This is a genomic window from Polynucleobacter sp. MG-5-Ahmo-C2 (genome assembly GCF_018687735.1).
Lineage (GTDB): Bacteria > Pseudomonadota > Gammaproteobacteria > Burkholderiales > Burkholderiaceae > Polynucleobacter.
This window is the reverse complement of sequence record NZ_CP061304.1, coordinates 1520781-1536972: the sequence shown is the minus strand read 5'-3', so window position 1 is coordinate 1536972 and position 16192 is coordinate 1520781. Positions and strand designations below refer to the sequence as shown.

The following is a 16192-nucleotide window of genomic DNA, read 5'->3' as shown; positions in this document are numbered from 1 at the left end:
GATTATTGCGTGAATCGTAGAATTTCGGCAGTTATTATTGATACCTATAGCGACAAAACATTGCCAAAGTTGGCGATCGAGAAAACTCTTGAATGCCATGCCATTGATAAAGTTTACACCTTCAGCGATGTCCCATATTTTGATGGCGCAGAGTTCGTAAAAATACCCCCAATTACCTCAGTTAAAGATTACGAAGAATTAGTCTTGTTTGATTTGATAAAGATTATTAACAAAGATTTTTTAATAATTCAGTGGGACGGTTTTGTTCTAAATCCAGCCCAGTGGCAGCAAGAATTTTTAGATTATGACTATATTGGCGCCCCTCATTTTGTTGATTCAATATTACAAGTTGGAAATGGGGGGTTCTCTTATCGGTCTATTCGGCTCATGGAAGCGCTTGAAGGCCTGCTTGATCGTAAGGTCTGGTTATCTGAATCCTGGCCCGAGGATCTATTGATATGTTGTAAGTACAGGGACCACCTAGAGAGAAAAGGAGTTAAATTTGCTCCCCTGGAAATAGCACGCCGATTTGCTTTCCAGGAGGGCCAATACAGTGATATGCGTTCTATATTTGGATTCCATTCCCCTTGGTGTTTGCCATTATTTTTTAGCGAAAATGGCTTACTTTTGATAGCGGACAAAATAATTGAGCGCATTTCTAATTTTAAGATTTTGACAACCTATCTAGAAAATTGTCGCGAAAGAAAGTTTAGACAATTATTGATTCAATCCGTGGATGTAATTGAGGCGCGCCCAGCACTTGTAGAAATGATTGATAAAAATTTAATGGATGGAGAGAGTCCATGGTGCAAGCGATTTCAAAGTGTCATGAGCAATTTTTGACGCGTATATCAGAATCTAGCCGTTATCGGCCTAGAATGGCCAATAACGGCTATTGAATTACTCTACCGCTTTGACCATCTCTTCAACCACTTTCTTCGCATCACCGAAGACCATCATGGTTTTATCCATGTAGAAGAGTTCATTGTCCAAGCCAGCATAGCCAGCTGCCATTGAACGCTTGTTAACAATAATGGTTTTAGCTTTAAATGCCTCCAAGATTGGCATCCCAAAGATTGGGCTACCTGGTGTACGTGCAGCCGGATTCACCACGTCATTTGCACCAAGCACTAACACTACATCAGCCTGCCCAAAGTCGCTATTGATGTCTTCCATCTCAAAAACCTGATCATATGGAACTTCAGCTTCAGCCAAGAGTACGTTCATATGTCCAGGCATGCGACCTGCTACTGGATGAATTGCATACTTTACGGTAACACCATGGTGCGTCAACTTTTCAGTTAACTCTTTAAGGGCATGTTGTGCACGTGCAACCGCTAATCCGTAGCCCGGAACAATGATCACAGTGTCGGCATTTTCCATGAGGAAGGCCGCATCTTCTGGAGAGCCAGTTTTGTAGTTTTTAGGACTGCCGTCATCAGCGCCGCCAGCAGTAGCTTCAGCCCCGAAACCGCCAAGCAATACTGCGAGGATTGAGCGATTCATCGCCTTACACATAATGTAGGACAGAATTGCGCCTGAAGATCCTACGCAAGCACCCGCAATGATCAACACAGGGTTGTTCAAAGTAAAGCCAATACCTGCCGCTGCCCATCCTGAATAACTGTTCAGCATGGATACCACTACCGGCATATCAGCGCCACCGATAGGAATAATTAAGGTCACACCCAATACCAGCGCAATTGCACACATCGCCAAGAAGGCGGCATGGCTATCGCCCATGTAATAAGCAATACCTGCACCAACCATGGAGATAGCAAGAACGAGGTTTAGAAGATGTTGACCAGAAAAGGTTACTGGTTTTCCGCTGACCTTGCCGGATAATTTCCCGAAAGCAATTACGGAGGCAGTAAAGGTGATTGCGCCAATAAACGCACCAATAAATAATTCAATCTTTTGTGCGCCAGTATGGTCATGGGCCGGATTAAATACAGCAGCAATTGCGATCAAGACTGCTGACAAACCAACAAAAGAGTGCATCAAAGCAACAAGCTCTGGCATTTTGGTCATCTGTACACGTTTAGCCGCAATCGTTCCGATGATTGCACCACCCACAATCGCCACGGCGATCAGTGAGAGAACAGGTTTGAAATCAGGAATCAAGAAAGTGGTGATCACTGCCAGCAACATACCAATCATGCCAAAAGTATTGCCTTGGCGTGATGTGGTTGGTGAGGACAGTCCACGCAATGCGAGGATGAACAACACCGAGGAAATGAGATAAGAAATAGCGGTTATGTTTGACATTGTTTTGGTCTCTATAGATCTTGTTCTATTTATTTGGCTGCTGCATCAGCTTTAGGAGCTTTTTTCTTAAACATCTCCAGCATGCGGCGGGTGACCATAAAACCACCAAAAATATTGATGGAGGCCAGGAATACTGCAACGGCACCAATAATGCTGGTGAGAGTAATTTCATCTCCGCCGATAACTTCAGTCTGCAAGAGTGCGCCGACAATAATAATTCCGGAGATGGCATTAGTCACGGCCATCAATGGTGTATGCAATGCTGGAGTAACGTTCCAAACCACGTGGTAGCCAACAAAAATGGCCAATACAAACACGGTGATGTTTTGGACTGTGAGGATGCTTTGAAAAGCAGCGAGATCCATGATATTTCCTTAGTCTAAATTTGTTCTATTAGTTTTTGCGGACAGCTTGGCCATCACGACACATTAAGCAGGCGGTAACGATATCGTCGTCAGTAGGAATGACCAATTTCGCCTCCTTATCAACAATGAGTTTCATAAAGTCGATCAAGTTACGCGCATAGAGCGCTGATGCATCCGCTGCGACCATGCTTGCAAGATTGGTATAACCAACAATCTTGACGCCATTGATTTCCACAATCTTGTCGGCTTGAGTGAGCGGACAGTTACCCGAGCCGTTATCACCACGACCGGCAGCAATATCAATCACGATAGAGCCTGGTTTCATATTGGCAACGGTGTCGCTGTGCAATAGGACTGGCGGCTTGCGTCCTGGAATTAAAGCGGTGGTAATCACGATGTCAGCTTGTTGAGCGCGCTCGGCAACTAAGGCTGCCTGACGTTTCATCCACGCTTCTGGCATTGGGCGGGCATAGCCGCCAACGCCTTGCGCGATTTGACGCTCTTCATCAGTTTCATAAGGTACATCAACAAACTTAGCGCCTAAAGATTCAATTTGTTCTTTAGCAGCTGGGCGTACATCTGATGCCTCAATAACGGCGCCTAGACGTTTTGCAGTAGCAATCGCTTGCAAGCCAGCAACACCAGCACCCAAAATAAGTACGCGAGCAGCTTTTACAGTGCCTGCTGCTGTCATGAGCATAGGCATGAAACGTTGATATTCATTTGCAGCAATCATGACTGATTTGTAGCCCGCAATATTTGCTTGTGATGACAACACATCCATACTTTGTGCGCGAGTGGTGCGCGGAGCGGCTTCTAATGAAAACGCTGTTACACCTTGCGCAGCCATTGCAGCAATATTGTCATTATCAAATGGATCGAGCATGCCGATGAGTACGCTGCCAGATTTAATTTGCTTAAGCTCAGCAGCTTCAGGAGCGCGCACCTTAAGCACAATTTCTGCGCCAAATGCATCGGCTGCGCTACCAATAGTGGCGCCTACGGCTACGTACGCAGCGTCTGGTTGACTAGCCTGAACGCCAGCGTCTCTTTGAATGACAACACTGTGACCTTGGCCGATCAGTTTTTTTACGGTTTCTGGTGTTGCGGCTACTCGAGTTTCCCCGGGCCTTGTTTCCAGCGGCACTCCTATGCGCATGGCATGTCTCCAAAAGCAAAATTTATAAAAAATCTATTTTAGTTAAATAGGCTCAATTTCACCTATTTATTCACCTCTAAGTCTAAATGCTTGGTTTTTGCCTAAATTTCTGTGAAATCAGACTAAGACTTCTACAATATGGACTCCCAGCTTATATTGAATTCTCGCATTTTTTGATGATCCCGCTCAATTCTTCCTCAATCCCGCCCACAAAGCCCAAGAAAGTCGTCATTGGCATGTCTGGAGGGGTGGATTCATCAGTTGCTGCCTGGATGCTCAAGGAGCAGGGTTATGAGGTTATTGGCCTTTTCATGAAGAATTGGGAGGACGACGATAACGATGAGTATTGCTCTTCCCGTCAGGATTGGCTCGATGTTGTGTCTGTAGCCGATTTGATCGGAATCGATGTTGAAGCGGTTAATTTTGCCGCTGAATACCGAGAGCGCGTATTTGCTGAATTTTTACGTGAATATGCTGCAGGGCGCACCCCTAATCCGGATGTTCTTTGTAATGCCGAGATTAAATTCAAGGCTTTCTTAGATCACGCTATGAGTTTGGGCGCTGATGCTATTGCTACTGGGCACTATGCCAGGGTGCGTCACGAGGGCGGCAAAGTGCAATTGTTAAAAGCACTTGATGCGAGCAAAGACCAAAGTTATTTTTTACATCGTTTAACGCAACAGCAATTGGCGAATGTTTTGTTTCCTCTAGGGGAAATTCCAAAAACTGAAGTGCGCAAGATTGCCGAAAAAATTGGCTTACACAACGCGCGCAAAAAAGATAGTACTGGAATTTGTTTTATTGGTGAGCGTCCTTTTAGGGAATTCTTAAATCGCTACTTACCATGTACACCGGGCCCAATTAAAACACCAGATGGCAAGACTGTTGGCGAGCATATGGGCTTAGCCTTTTTCACTTTGGGCCAGCGTAAAGGGATTGGCTTGGGCGGCAGTCAGGATGGTAATGGTGATGCTTGGTATGTAGCGCGTAAGGATATGGCGAATAACACGCTGTATGTAGCGCAGGGTCATGAACACCCATGGCTTTTGGCTAAGACCCTAGAAGCTATTGATGCGAGTTGGATTGCCGGTGCCGCCCCAGCCTCTGGAAGTTACTCTGCCAAGACTCGCTATCGTCAAGCGGACTCCGCATGCACTTTAACTGCTGGTACAGCAGATCTTAGTTTTGAGCTGGGATTTCCGGATGCGCAATGGGCAGTAACACCCGGGCAATCAGCGGTTTTATATGACGGCAATATTTGTTTGGGTGGCGGAATTATTTCCGCCTCATCCCAATGAGAAATGCAAATTTGACTTACGCTGCTGGTGGTTCAGTTTCCATAAAAGAAGGTCGCTGCAATAATTTTTGGTAGAGACGATCTAAGTTTGGATATTGAGCTTGCCATTGAATGTTTGGAAAGCGCAGTAACAGCCAGCCAAGCGCACATCCTGTTGCAATATCTGCCAGTGTCATTTGATTGCCATGGCACCAGGCATTTTCTCCTAAGATCTCAGACATTTGACGCAGAGAATTTTGAATCTTACCCATTTGGCGATCAACCCAAGCTGAGCTTTGCTCTTCAGCTGGGCGCCATGTGCGCTCGAGTCGCGCCAAAATGCCAGCATCCGTGATTCCGTCAGCCAGGGCTTCCCAGGTTTTGACAGTTGCACGCTCGCGGTTGTCAGTGGGAATGAGCTTGCTTACGGGGCTAAGGCCATCGGCATATTCGGCGATCACGCGAGAGTCATAGATAGCCTCGCCATCCTCCAGAATAAGGCAGGGAACCTTCCCCAGGGGGTTGGAATTGGCTATTTTGGTGTCTGCAGCCCAAACATTCTCCAATTCAAGGTCAACATCGACCTTTTTCTCAGAAAATACGATACGTACTTTACGTACATAGGGGCTAGTGAGGGATCCGATTAGTTTCATAGGGCACAGTATAGCCATCCTCATGGAGGCCTGCTTGACCCTGGAACGCATTAAAATCAGGTTTTATTGACATATTCAATGCAAAGGCAATATTCGTGAGTCAGCCGCTTTCTACCCTTAATGCCCTTTCCCCCTTAGACGGTCGTTATGCCAGCAAGCTCGATTCCTTGCGCCCCTGGCTTTCGGAAGCAGCCTTTATGCGTCAGCGGGTATTTGTGGAAATTCATTGGTTGTTGGCATTGGCTGCCGCAGATCTTCCTGACGTGCCAAAAATCAACGCAGCCGATGAAGCTTTCTTGCTCTCGCTCCCTGAAAACTTCTCTGATGCGGATGCGCAGCGCATCAAAGATATTGAGGCTGTTACCAATCATGATGTGAAAGCGGTTGAGTATTTCTTAAAAGAAAAGGTAGCAGATCGTCCAGAGCTATTAAAGGCGAGTGAGTTCATCCACTTTGCTTGTACTTCTGAGGATATCAACAATACATCGCATGGTTTGATGCTACGTGGGGCGCGTGATGAAGTTCTCTTGCCGCAACTCAGAAAAGTACTCTCGGTATTAACGGATCTCGCTCTTGAAAACGCTAAAGTACCTTTGTTATCTCGCACTCATGGTCAGCCTGCATCACCAAGTACGCTTGGTAAAGAGATTGCCAATATCGCAAAACGTTTAGAGCGCGCTATTGAATCAATTGCCGTGGTTCCATTGCTCGGCAAGATGAATGGAGCAGTAGGTAATTACAACGCGCATTTATCTGCTTATCCAGATTTTGATTGGGAGAATTTCTCTAAGAACGTAGTTGAGAAACGTCTTGGTTTAACTTTTAATCCTTACACCATTCAGATTGAGCCGCATGATGGTATGGCCCAATTGTTTGATGCGATTGCCCGTGCCAATACGATCCTCTTGGATATGGATCGAGACTTCTGGGCTTACATCTCTGTGGGTTATTTCAAGCAGCGCACTAAGGCTGGCGAAATTGGCTCCTCAACCATGCCGCATAAAGTGAATCCGATTGATTTTGAAAACTCTGAAGGTAACTTAGGGGTTGCAAACGCTCTACTGCATCACCTTGCAGAAAAGTTGCCAATCTCTCGTTGGCAGCGTGATCTTACCGACTCAACCGTTTTGCGTAATCTCGGTCCAGCATTCGGTCATAGCGTATTAGCTTATGACAGCGCTTTGCGTGGCCTTGGTAAGTTGGAGGTAAATCATGCAGCTATTGCTGCAGATTTAGATTCCTGTTGGGAAGTGCTGGCAGAGCCAGTGCAAACTGTGATGCGCCGTTACGGTATTGAGAATCCCTACGAGCAGCTAAAAGAATTAACTCGTGGCAAAGGTATTAATCAGGCTGATTTGCAAGCCTTTATTCGCGGATTGAAGATTCCAGAAGATGCAAAAGCACGTTTGCTGGAAATGACACCATCTTCTTACCTAGGTAAGGCGGTTGAATTGACCGAACGTCTCAAAAAGTGAGTGTGAGCTCCAGTGCAGAATACGGGGCGCGCCCCCGAGTCTGGTTTGCTGTTTATCAATTGCTATGGCATCTCTTGTTGCCATTGGCTTTTATCCGCCTAGCTTGGCGCGCACGCCATTCTTTTGCTTATTTGCACCATATTCCAGAGCGTCTTGGCTTTGGTTATGACAAACCAATCAAGCAAGAATCAATTTGGATTCATGCAGTTTCAGTAGGTGAGACCCGTGCTGCTCAGCCATTAATTGACGCCTACCTTGCTCGTGGTGAAACCATTTTGTTAACACACATGACTTTAAATGGTCGTCGTACAGGTAAGCAATTGTTTGCTAATCAAATTGCTTCTGGGCAGATTCGCCAGGTTTACTTGCCATATGATCTTTGCTGGTCGGTTGAACATTTTTTGAATATTTTCAAGCCTAAGCTTGGGCTCTTTATGGAAACTGAGGCATGGCCAACGGTCGTTTTTCGTTGCGCAGAGATCGGCCCACCTTTGTTCTTGGTGAATGCCCGCCTCTCCGAGAGAAGTGCACGTCGCGTCAATCGATTTGGTAAAGCTGGACGTTCATTGTTTCAAGCCTTTGCTGGCATCTTAGCGCAAACCGAATTTGATGCGCAGCGATATCGCAGTCTTGGTGTGAAGAATATCAGCATCGTAGGCAATCTCAAGTTTGATGTGCCTCTTGATCCACTGTTGATCCAGCAGGGAAAACAATGGCAACAGGAGCTGCATGCTAGTAAACGTTTGATGGTCTGCGCTGCTAGTACCCGCGATGGTGAAGAGGAAATTCTTCTGAAAGCTTGGAAAGATTTAATGCTCAGCAATTCCTTTGTGATTGCTCCTTTGCTCTGTTTGGTGCCGCGCCACCCAGAAAGATTTGCTGATGTTGCTGATCTAATGTATTCGGCTGGTTTGAAGTTTCGTCGTCGCACTGAGTGGTCAGGAATTCCAACGGAGTGTGCTGGCTTAGATGTAGTCTTAGGTGACTCTATGGGGGAGATGCCAATGTATTACAGCGCGGCTGATTTGGTGGTTATGGGCGGTAGTCTACTGCCATTCGGTGGTCAGAATCTTATTGAAGCCTGTGCTGCAGGCTGCCCCGTTCTTTTGGGTGAGCACACTTACAACTTTCAGCAGGCCTCCTTAGATGCAATCCAAGCAGGCGCTGCAAAGCGTATTGGGGGTGACTTATTGTTGAGCGAACCAACTGCTTTGATGGAAGCTCTGAAGGTTTTGCTCTTGAATACTGCTGAGCTTGGCACGATGAGTCAAGCGGCAAAGACTTACTCAATTGAGCATCAAGGCGCAACTAAGCGAATACTAGCTGCCCTTGATCAACAAAACTTCTCTTTAAATTAAGCCAAGTTTGGCTTAAACGCGTGCCCCAAAATTAGGGTCATCGTTGCGGGCATTATCATCCGGCTTCTTGTCGCCCTTTGCCAAATCTTCACGCGTTACTCCAAGCCACATGGCTAAAGCAGCAGCGACGAACACTGAAGAGTAAATACCAAACAAAATGCCAATAGTCAGTGCGAGAGCAAAGTAAAAGAGTGTTGGGCCGCCAAAGACCAGCATGGCCAAAACCATCATTTCAGTACTGCCGTGAGTAATGACGGTACGACTGATTGTGCTGGTAATCGCATTGTCAATAATCTCGCGGGTATTCATCTTGCGGTATTTGCGGAAGTTCTCGCGAATACGGTCGAAGATCACTACAGATTCATTCACGGAGTAACCCAGAACCGCAAGGACTGCCGCCAAGACAGAGAGCGAGAATTCCCACTGGAAGAACGCAAAGAAGCCTAGGATGATAACTACGTCATGTAAGTTCGCAATGATGCCTGCGACCGCAAACTTCCACTCAAAGCGGAAGGAGAGGTACACCACAATGCCGATGATCACAAAGACCAGAGCCTTCAAGCCATCCATGGCCAGCTCTTGGCCAACTTGTGGTCCAACGAACTCTACGCGCTGTAACTTGGCGCCGCTGCTTGCGGGCTCAAGTGCTTGCATAACAGCTGCACTCTGGTCTGCGGAAGAGATGAGTTTGCCTTCAGCATCTTTTTGCAATGGCAAACGAATCATGACATCACGTGAGCTACCAAAGTTCTGAATTTGGGTATCAGCATAACCAAGCTTTTCAACCTTAGTGCGAATGGAATCTAGTGGAGCAGTTTGAGGATAGCTCACCTCCATCACCGTGCCACCAGTAAATTCAATTGAGAGATGAAGGCCGTTATGCCATAAGAAAAAGACTGCTGCTAAAAAGGTGATTAAAGAAATTGCATTAAGCACCAATGCATGGCGCATGAAGGGAATATCTTTTTTGATCCGGAAAAATTCCATGACTTATTTCTCCTGTGGGCGCCAAACTTGGCCGATAGCGAGTTTTTGAACCTTCTTATGTCTGCCATACCAAAGGTTGACAAGACCACGCGAGAAGAAGACGGCCGAGAACATTGAAGTCAAAATGCCTAAGCAGTGAACCACCGCAAAGCCTTTGATTGGGCCAGAGCCAAATGCTAAAAGGGCAAGACCAGCAATTAAGGTTGTCACGTTGGAGTCTAAAATCGTTGCCCAAGCTTTATCAAAGCCAACTGCAATAGCGGTTTGTGGCGCAGCGCCATTACGTAGCTCTTCACGTATACGTTCGTTAATCAATACGTTGGAGTCAATTGCCATACCAAGTGCCAGGGCCATCGCGGCAATGCCGGGTAAGGTGAGAGTGGCTTGCAACATTGATAAGACGGAAATCAGCAGGAGCAAGTTCACTGCCAAGGCAACTACCGAGAATGTGCCAAAGAGTAAGTAGTAAGCCATCATAAAGATAGCAATTGCACCAAAGCCAATTAAGAGTGACTTGAAGCCTTTCTCGATATTTTCGGCGCCTAAGCTTGGTCCAATGGTTCGCTCTTCAATGATTTCCATTGGGGCAGCCAAAGAGCCAGCGCGCAGCAAGAGTGCTAAGTCATTTGCGCTCGCAGTAGTTGGTTGGCCCGTGATTTGAAACTTAGATCCAAATTCACCTTGAATGGTGGCGATTGTCAGAACCTCGCCTTTGCCTTTTTCAAACAGAATCATGCCCATTGGTTTGCCAATGTTTTCGCGAGTGACTTCTTGCATTACGCGGCCACCAGCGGCATCCAGTGAGATATTGACGGCGGGACGCTGGTTTTGATCAAAACCAGCGCTTGCATCAGTAATGCGATCGCCACTGAAAATGACAGATTTCTTAAATACGCCTAAACGGTTTTCTCCAAAGCGGAAGGTATCCATGCCTGGAGGCGGCGTTTCACCAATACCAATAGTGGAGACCAATGGGTCGGCCAAGCGAGACTCTAGGGTTGCTGTACGACCAATAATGTCTTTGGCACGCGCAGTATCTTGAACGCCTGGCAATTGCACCACAATGCGCTCTGCACCTTGTTGCTGAATAACGGGTTCCTTAACGGCTAACTCATTCACGCGCTTATTCAGGGTGATGATGTTTTGCTTGACTGCGTTATCTTGTATTTCTTTTAAAGCTGTTGGTTTGAATTCGCCAACTAACTTTGGGGAGAGGCCGGTAGGCTTGACTTGCCAAATCAGTTCAGGCTGAGTAGATAACAGAACTGTACGAGCAGCCTCAGCATCAGTAGTGCTGCCAAAATTAATAGTAATGCTATCTGCGCCACGCTCAATACCTTGATGGCGAATATTCTTGTCTCGTAGTTGGGTGCGGATATCAGTTGCCAAAGAGGTAACCTTCTTCTGAACTGCACCCTTCATATCTACCTGTAAAAGGAAGTAGACACCGCCGCGCAAGTCAAGCCCCAGTGGCATAGGTAGGGCGTTAATTGCATTTAACCAGCCCGGTGTATTGGATAGGAGATTAAGGGCAACTGTGAAATTGGGATCATTTGGATCGATATTCATTTTCTGCTGCAAGAGATCTCGTGCGCGCAGTTGGATGTCAGTGCTGTTAAACCGAATTTTGATTGAACCTACATTGGTGGCGTTCTCAAAGAAAATGCCAGTGTTGCTGATGTCAGCCTCAGTCAAAATCTTTTCAACGCGAGCTTGTGTCGCCAAATCAACCTTGATGGTTGGTTTGGCGGACGAGATTTGAACCGCTGGAGCCTCACCATAAAAATTTGGTAATGAATATAGCCCGCCAATTAATAAAGCAACGGCGATAACTAGATACTTCCAGAGGGGGTAGCGATTCATAGTGGGATACTTTTAAACAAAGGTATTAAGCAGACTTCAGCGTGCCCTTTGGCAAAACGGTAGTGATAGCACCTTTTTGCAACTGCACTTCAGTGCCGGCAGAAATTTCAACAGTGACAACTTGATCTTTCAGCGCTGTTACTTTGCCCATAATGCCGCCAACAGTAACGACCTCGTCGCCAACTGCTAATGATTCGAGCATAGCTTTAGTTTCTTTTTGACGCTTCATTTGTGGGCGAATCATGATGAAGTACAAAACTGCAAACATCAAAACCAATGGAAGGAAGCTCATTAAGCCACCAGAATCTGGACCCGCAGCTGTAGCTTGGGCAAAAGCGTTACTAATCCACATACAAAACCTCCGTTAAAGACTATTTGGAAACTGCTTCGGTTTTAGGCTTTTAAGCAAAGCCGTAAACCCGCAATTCTAAACTGTGTGGGGCTTTGGGGGTGATTTAGAGGGGCGTGCGCCCTGCAGGGCTATTAATCCTGCCCAGGCTCAACGCCACGCTGACGATTCTGATGAAATTCTTCGCGATAGGCGCTAAAACGATCTTTGCTCAAGGCCTCCCTGACTTCCGTCATCAACTGGAGGTAATAGGAGAGATTGTGAATGGTGTTGAGCTGCGATCCGAGAATCTCATTGGCTTTTTGGAGGTGATTTAAATAGGATCTGGTGAAGTTCTGGCAGGTGTAACAGCTACAAGTAGGGTCGAGTGGTCGATCATCGTCCTTGTAGCCAGAATTGCGTAATTTGAGGTCTCCAAAGCGGGTAAATAGCCAGCCATTGCGGGCATTTCGGGTGGGCATTACGCAATCAAACATATCAATACCTAGGCTAACTCCAAGAATTAGGTCCTCGGGCGTCCCAACGCCCATAAGGTAGTGCGGCATATGCTCGGGAAGCTTGGGTGCCGTGAAATTCAAGATTCGCTCAAATTCAGGCTTAGGCTCTCCAACGGAGAGTCCGCCAATGGCAATTCCATCAAAACCTTGCTGACTGACGGCATCTAAGGAAAACTCGCGCAGATTCTCAAACATGCCGCCCTGGACGATGCCAAATAAACCATTGCCAGTATTGAGTTCTCGAAAACGTTTGAGCGACCGATCGCCCCAGCGAAGTGACATTTCAAGCGAGGCTCGGGCAGTTTTTTCTGAAGTAGGTTGACCTTTGATTTCGTAAGGGGTGCACTCATCAAATTGCATGGCAATATCGCTGTTCAATACCGCCTGAATCTCCATTGATACCTCTGGAGACATGAACAATTTGTCGCCGTTAATCGGGGAGGCAAAAGTGACGCCCTCTTCGGAGATCTTGCGAAGTGCCCCCAGGCTAAACACCTGAAAGCCGCCTGAGTCAGTCAGAATAGGTTTATCCCAAGCCATGAAGCGATGTAAGCCACCATGTTTCTTGATGACATCTAGACCTGGGCGCAACCAAAGATGAAAGGTGTTGCCTAAAATAATCTGCGCTTTTGCTTCATTCAGGTCGCGCGGTGTCATTGCCTTTACGGTGCCATAAGTTCCGACTGGCATAAAAATGGGCGTTTGCACGCTGCCATGGGGAAGATCAAGTTGACCAAGGCGAGCAGGACTTTGCGAGTCGCGCGCCAAAATATTAAAGTGAACAGGTTTGGTCATGGATTTGTATTCTCAAGTCGGCAAAGAAACATTGCATCTCCATAGCTGAAGAAGCGATATCTCTGATCAATGGCATGTTGGTAGGCGGCGCGGATATTGCCCATGCCCGCAAAAGCGCTCACCAACATTAATAAGGTAGATTTTGGCAGATGAAAGTTTGTTAACAAGCAATCTACGACTTTGAACTGAAAGCCCGGGGTAATAAAGAGGTTGGTCTCACTACTGCTTTGTCGGCTAAGAGCCTGGCTCTCTAGGGCTCTGAGGCTGGTTGTACCTACTGCAACTACTCGCCCGCCTTTTTTCTTGGTGTCTTCAATCGCTTGCAAAGTTTCTTCTGGAATGGAGAACCACTCATGATGCATCTTGTGTTTCGAGAGGTCTTCTTCACGAACAGGGGTAAAGGTGCCCGCCCCTACGTGTAGGGTAATAGTGGCTTGATGCACTCCAAAATCTTTTAATTGCTGCAAAATGTTTTCGTCAAAATGAAGTCCGGCGGTAGGTGCAGCTACTGCACCTGGATTTTTCGCCACTACAGTTTGGTAGCGCTGTGCATCTTCACCATCGGGTTGATGTTCGATATAGGGTGGTAGCGGTAATTCACCGAAACGCTCGAGCAGAGAAAATACATTTTCCGGAAAGCGGGCTTCGTAAAAGCGACCATCATATCCAATCATTTTTACTGGAAAAGTTTCTCCAGCTTGATTATGGATATGCACAATGGAGCCTGTTTTAGGAACTTTGGATGCCCTGATTTGGACCCAAGCTTGCATGTCACCACTAATTCGCTCGATGAGAAGCTCAACATTACCGCCAGTCTCTTTTTTGCCATGCAGTCTTGCGGGAATGACTTTGGTGTCATTGAATACCAATAAATCCCCTGGCTTGATAAGGCTAAGAATATCCTTAAACTGACGGTCTATTAGCTGGGCGTCATTCTTCCCGTCAGCATTGACCTCTAGGAGGCGGCTATCGGTTCTATTTGCCAAAGGGTGTTGGGCAATTAGATTGGCGGGAAGTTCGTAATTAAAGTCGGAAAGTTGCATAGCATTACCATCAGGTATTAGATTTTAACGATGACTACTAAACAAGCGCCAAGCACACTCCAAAAGATGGGTTTAGACAGCCCTATGGCCCTTGCTTTGCATCTTCCCTCACGTTATGAAGACGAGACCGAGTTATTGACGATTGAAGACGCCTTAAATCAAGGCAGATTTAGTTCGGCGCAGACCCAAGGGGTGGTAATTCGTAATCAGGTCTTATTTAGACCCAGAAGGCAGATGCTAGTCACCATTGAAGACGATACTGCGACTTTGCAACTGCGCTTCCTGAATTTCTATCCGAGTCAGCAAAAGCAAATGGCAGTGGGTGCGCATGTCCGAGTCCGCGGAGAGGTGCGCGAAGGGTTTCAGGGGTCGGAAATGGTCCATCCTACTGTTAGGGCTCTAGCCGCAGATGCCCCTTTGCCAACTAGTCTTACCCCAGTCTATCCGGCAAGTGCTGGTGTTTCGCAAACGGTCATTCGCAAAGCAGTTGCGCAGGCATTACGTGATCCTCGCTTGCAAGATAGCTTAGCTGAGTTCTTGCCTAAGAAGTTAATGGCAGAGTTGCTCCCCAGTAATGACTGGCCAAATCTGCAATCTGCCATTACTTATTTGCACCAACCACCTGCGGATGCTGATACGCAAGCATTGTTTGAGCGTACCGACCCTGCATGGCGACGAGTGCAGTTCGAAGAATTGCTTGCACAACAAATTTCTTTAAAGCGTGCCCATGCCATTCGTAGAGATAGACATGCCCCGAGTTTTGCAAAGCCTTCCCAAGAACAAAGTCTTGAGAGGGGTTTATGCAAAGTGCTACCTTTTAAATTCACTGCAGCACAAGATCGCGTCTGGTCGGAAATTGGCAATGATCTAGAAAAATCGTTTCCCATGAATCGTCTCTTGCAGGGTGACGTAGGCAGCGGTAAGACTGTTGTTGCTGCCTTAGCGGCGGCGAGGGTTATGGATCATGGTTATCAGGCTGCGATCATGGCGCCTACAGAGATCTTGGCTGAGCAGCACTATCTAAAGATGAAGGAATGGTTTGGGCCGTTAGGTGTTCGAATTGCCTGGCTCTCTGGCAGCTTGAAGGCCAAAGAAAAAAGACTGGCCCAAGAAATGATTGAGAGCGGGCAGGCTCAGCTCATTATCGGTACTCATGCACTTATTCAGGAGAGCGTCAGTTTTTCTAAATTGGGCTTGGCGGTCATAGATGAGCAACATCGTTTTGGAGTGAGGCAGCGTCTCGAAATTCAGCAAAGACTTGGATCCGAATTGTTCTACTGCCATCAATTAATGATGTCCGCCACGCCAATTCCGCGTACTTTAGCAATGACCTATTACGCAGATCTTGATGTGTCTGTGATTGATGAGTTGCCTCCCGGTCGAAAACCGATTGCCACTAGGGTGGTGAAGGCCAGTCGCCGCGATGAGGTGATTGGAGGTTTACAGAGTTGGCTATTTAAAGGATTACAAGCTTATTGGGTTTGTCCTTTGATTGAAGAGTCTGAAGCGCTGCAATTGCAAACAGCGGTTGAGAGTTATGAGCAATTAACACAGGCCTTGCCTGATTTTAAGGTTGGTCTAGTACATGGCCGCTTAAAGGCCGAAGAAAAAGCGGCGGTGATGGCCGCCTTCAAGGCCAATGAAATCCAACTCTTAGTTGCTACAACTGTTATTGAAGTCGGGGTGGATGTGCCCAATGCTGCGCTGATGGTGATTGAGCATGCTGAACGCTTTGGTTATGCGCAAATTCATCAACTGCGTGGGCGCGTGGGCCGTGGCTCTGCCGATTCAGTTTGTATCTTGATGTACGCTGAGCCTTTATCAATGGCCGCTAAAGAGCGTTTGCAAACTTTACGTGAAGTATCTGACGGCTTTGTTATCGCAGAGCGGGATCTTTCTTTACGTGGTCCTGGTGAATTGCTTGGAGCGAAGCAGTCCGGAGATGCCATGTTGCGATTTGTTGATTTACAGCGTGATGCTTGGCTCATTGAGCTGGCTCAACAAGCGGCTGAGCGATTATTAGCAGAGCATGCTGATGTAGTGGAGCGTCATCTTGAGCGTTGGCTTGGGTCTCGTGCTGATTTTCTAAAGGCGTGATAATTAC

At 46.9% G+C, this 16192-nt stretch carries 14 protein-coding genes; 5 read left to right on the top strand and 9 right to left on the bottom strand.

Translation table 11 applies throughout. The annotated features are described in order from the left end of the window. The first annotated feature begins 9 nt into the window (after nt 1–9). On the top strand, nt 10–843 hold the full coding sequence (locus tag C2740_RS07870) for a DUF5672 family protein (protein ID WP_215292975.1): 834 nt from the start codon (nt 10–12) through the stop codon (nt 841–843). Nucleotides 844–900: 57 nt separating this feature from the next. Here C2740_RS07870 and C2740_RS07865 read toward each other — a convergent pair whose 3' ends face one another. The 3 genes from C2740_RS07865 to C2740_RS07855 are packed head-to-tail and all read right to left on the bottom strand — an operon-like array spanning nt 901 to nt 3792. Then, on the bottom strand, nt 901–2268 hold the full coding sequence (locus C2740_RS07865) for an NAD(P)(+) transhydrogenase (Re/Si-specific) subunit beta (RefSeq protein WP_215292973.1): 1368 nt from the start codon (nt 2266–2268) through the stop codon (nt 901–903). 29 nt (nt 2269–2297) lie between these two features. Next, a complete protein-coding gene (locus C2740_RS07860) occupies nt 2298–2633 on the bottom strand; it encodes a proton-translocating transhydrogenase family protein (RefSeq protein ID WP_215292971.1) in 336 nt (111 codons plus the stop codon). 28 nt (nt 2634–2661) lie between these two features. Then, nucleotides 2662–3792: a Re/Si-specific NAD(P)(+) transhydrogenase subunit alpha gene (locus tag C2740_RS07855; RefSeq protein ID WP_215292969.1), complete on the bottom strand. Its 1131-nt coding sequence runs from the start codon at nt 3790–3792 to the stop codon at nt 2662–2664. A gap of 176 nt (nt 3793–3968) precedes the next feature. Here C2740_RS07855 and mnmA point away from each other — a divergent pair, with 176 nt between their 5' ends. Then, nucleotides 3969–5090: a tRNA 2-thiouridine(34) synthase MnmA gene (gene mnmA, locus C2740_RS07850; protein ID WP_215292967.1), complete on the top strand. Its 1122-nt coding sequence runs from the start codon at nt 3969–3971 to the stop codon at nt 5088–5090. 16 nt (nt 5091–5106) lie between these two features. Here mnmA and C2740_RS07845 read toward each other — a convergent pair whose 3' ends face one another. Further along, nucleotides 5107–5721, bottom strand: a complete 615-nt coding sequence (locus tag C2740_RS07845) for a glutathione S-transferase N-terminal domain-containing protein (protein WP_215292965.1) — start codon at nt 5719–5721, stop codon at nt 5107–5109. A gap of 95 nt (nt 5722–5816) precedes the next feature. Here C2740_RS07845 and purB point away from each other — a divergent pair, with 95 nt between their 5' ends. Next, on the top strand, nt 5817–7196 hold the full coding sequence (gene purB / locus C2740_RS07840) for an adenylosuccinate lyase (protein ID WP_215292963.1): 1380 nt from the start codon (nt 5817–5819) through the stop codon (nt 7194–7196). A gap of 2 nt (nt 7197–7198) precedes the next feature. Beyond that, nucleotides 7199–8554 (top strand): 3-deoxy-D-manno-octulosonic acid transferase, encoded by a 1356-nt coding sequence (locus C2740_RS07835; RefSeq protein ID WP_371818571.1) that lies wholly within the window; start codon nt 7199–7201, stop codon nt 8552–8554. A 12-nt stretch (nt 8555–8566) separates the two neighbouring features. Here the strand turns inward: C2740_RS07835 and secF are convergent, their stop codons facing one another. The 5 genes from secF to queA all read right to left on the bottom strand — a co-directional run bounded on the left by secF (nt 8567) and on the right by queA (nt 14088). Then, nucleotides 8567–9541 carry a protein translocase subunit SecF gene (gene secF, locus C2740_RS07830; RefSeq protein WP_215292959.1) on the bottom strand — a complete coding sequence of 325 codons (975 nt, stop codon included), beginning with the start codon at nt 9539–9541 and terminating at the stop codon, nt 8567–8569. A gap of 3 nt (nt 9542–9544) precedes the next feature. After that, on the bottom strand, nt 9545–11404 hold the full coding sequence (gene secD, locus C2740_RS07825; RefSeq protein ID WP_215292957.1) for a protein translocase subunit SecD: 1860 nt from the start codon (nt 11402–11404) through the stop codon (nt 9545–9547). 25 nt (nt 11405–11429) lie between these two features. Further along, nucleotides 11430–11756: a preprotein translocase subunit YajC gene (gene yajC, locus C2740_RS07820; RefSeq protein WP_215292955.1), complete on the bottom strand. Its 327-nt coding sequence runs from the start codon at nt 11754–11756 to the stop codon at nt 11430–11432. 131 nt (nt 11757–11887) lie between these two features. Continuing rightward, nucleotides 11888–13045 (bottom strand): tRNA guanosine(34) transglycosylase Tgt, encoded by a 1158-nt coding sequence (gene tgt / locus C2740_RS07815; RefSeq protein ID WP_215292953.1) that lies wholly within the window; start codon nt 13043–13045, stop codon nt 11888–11890. Beyond that, nucleotides 13042–14088: a tRNA preQ1(34) S-adenosylmethionine ribosyltransferase-isomerase QueA gene (gene queA, locus C2740_RS07810; protein WP_215292951.1), complete on the bottom strand. Its 1047-nt coding sequence runs from the start codon at nt 14086–14088 to the stop codon at nt 13042–13044. The genes tgt and queA overlap by 4 nt, the downstream gene beginning before the upstream one ends. A 30-nt stretch (nt 14089–14118) precedes the next feature. Here queA and recG point away from each other — a divergent pair, with 30 nt between their 5' ends. Then, on the top strand, nt 14119–16185 hold the full coding sequence (recG, locus tag C2740_RS07805; RefSeq protein WP_215292949.1) for an ATP-dependent DNA helicase RecG: 2067 nt from the start codon (nt 14119–14121) through the stop codon (nt 16183–16185). The last annotated feature ends 7 nt before the right edge of the window (nt 16186–16192 follow it).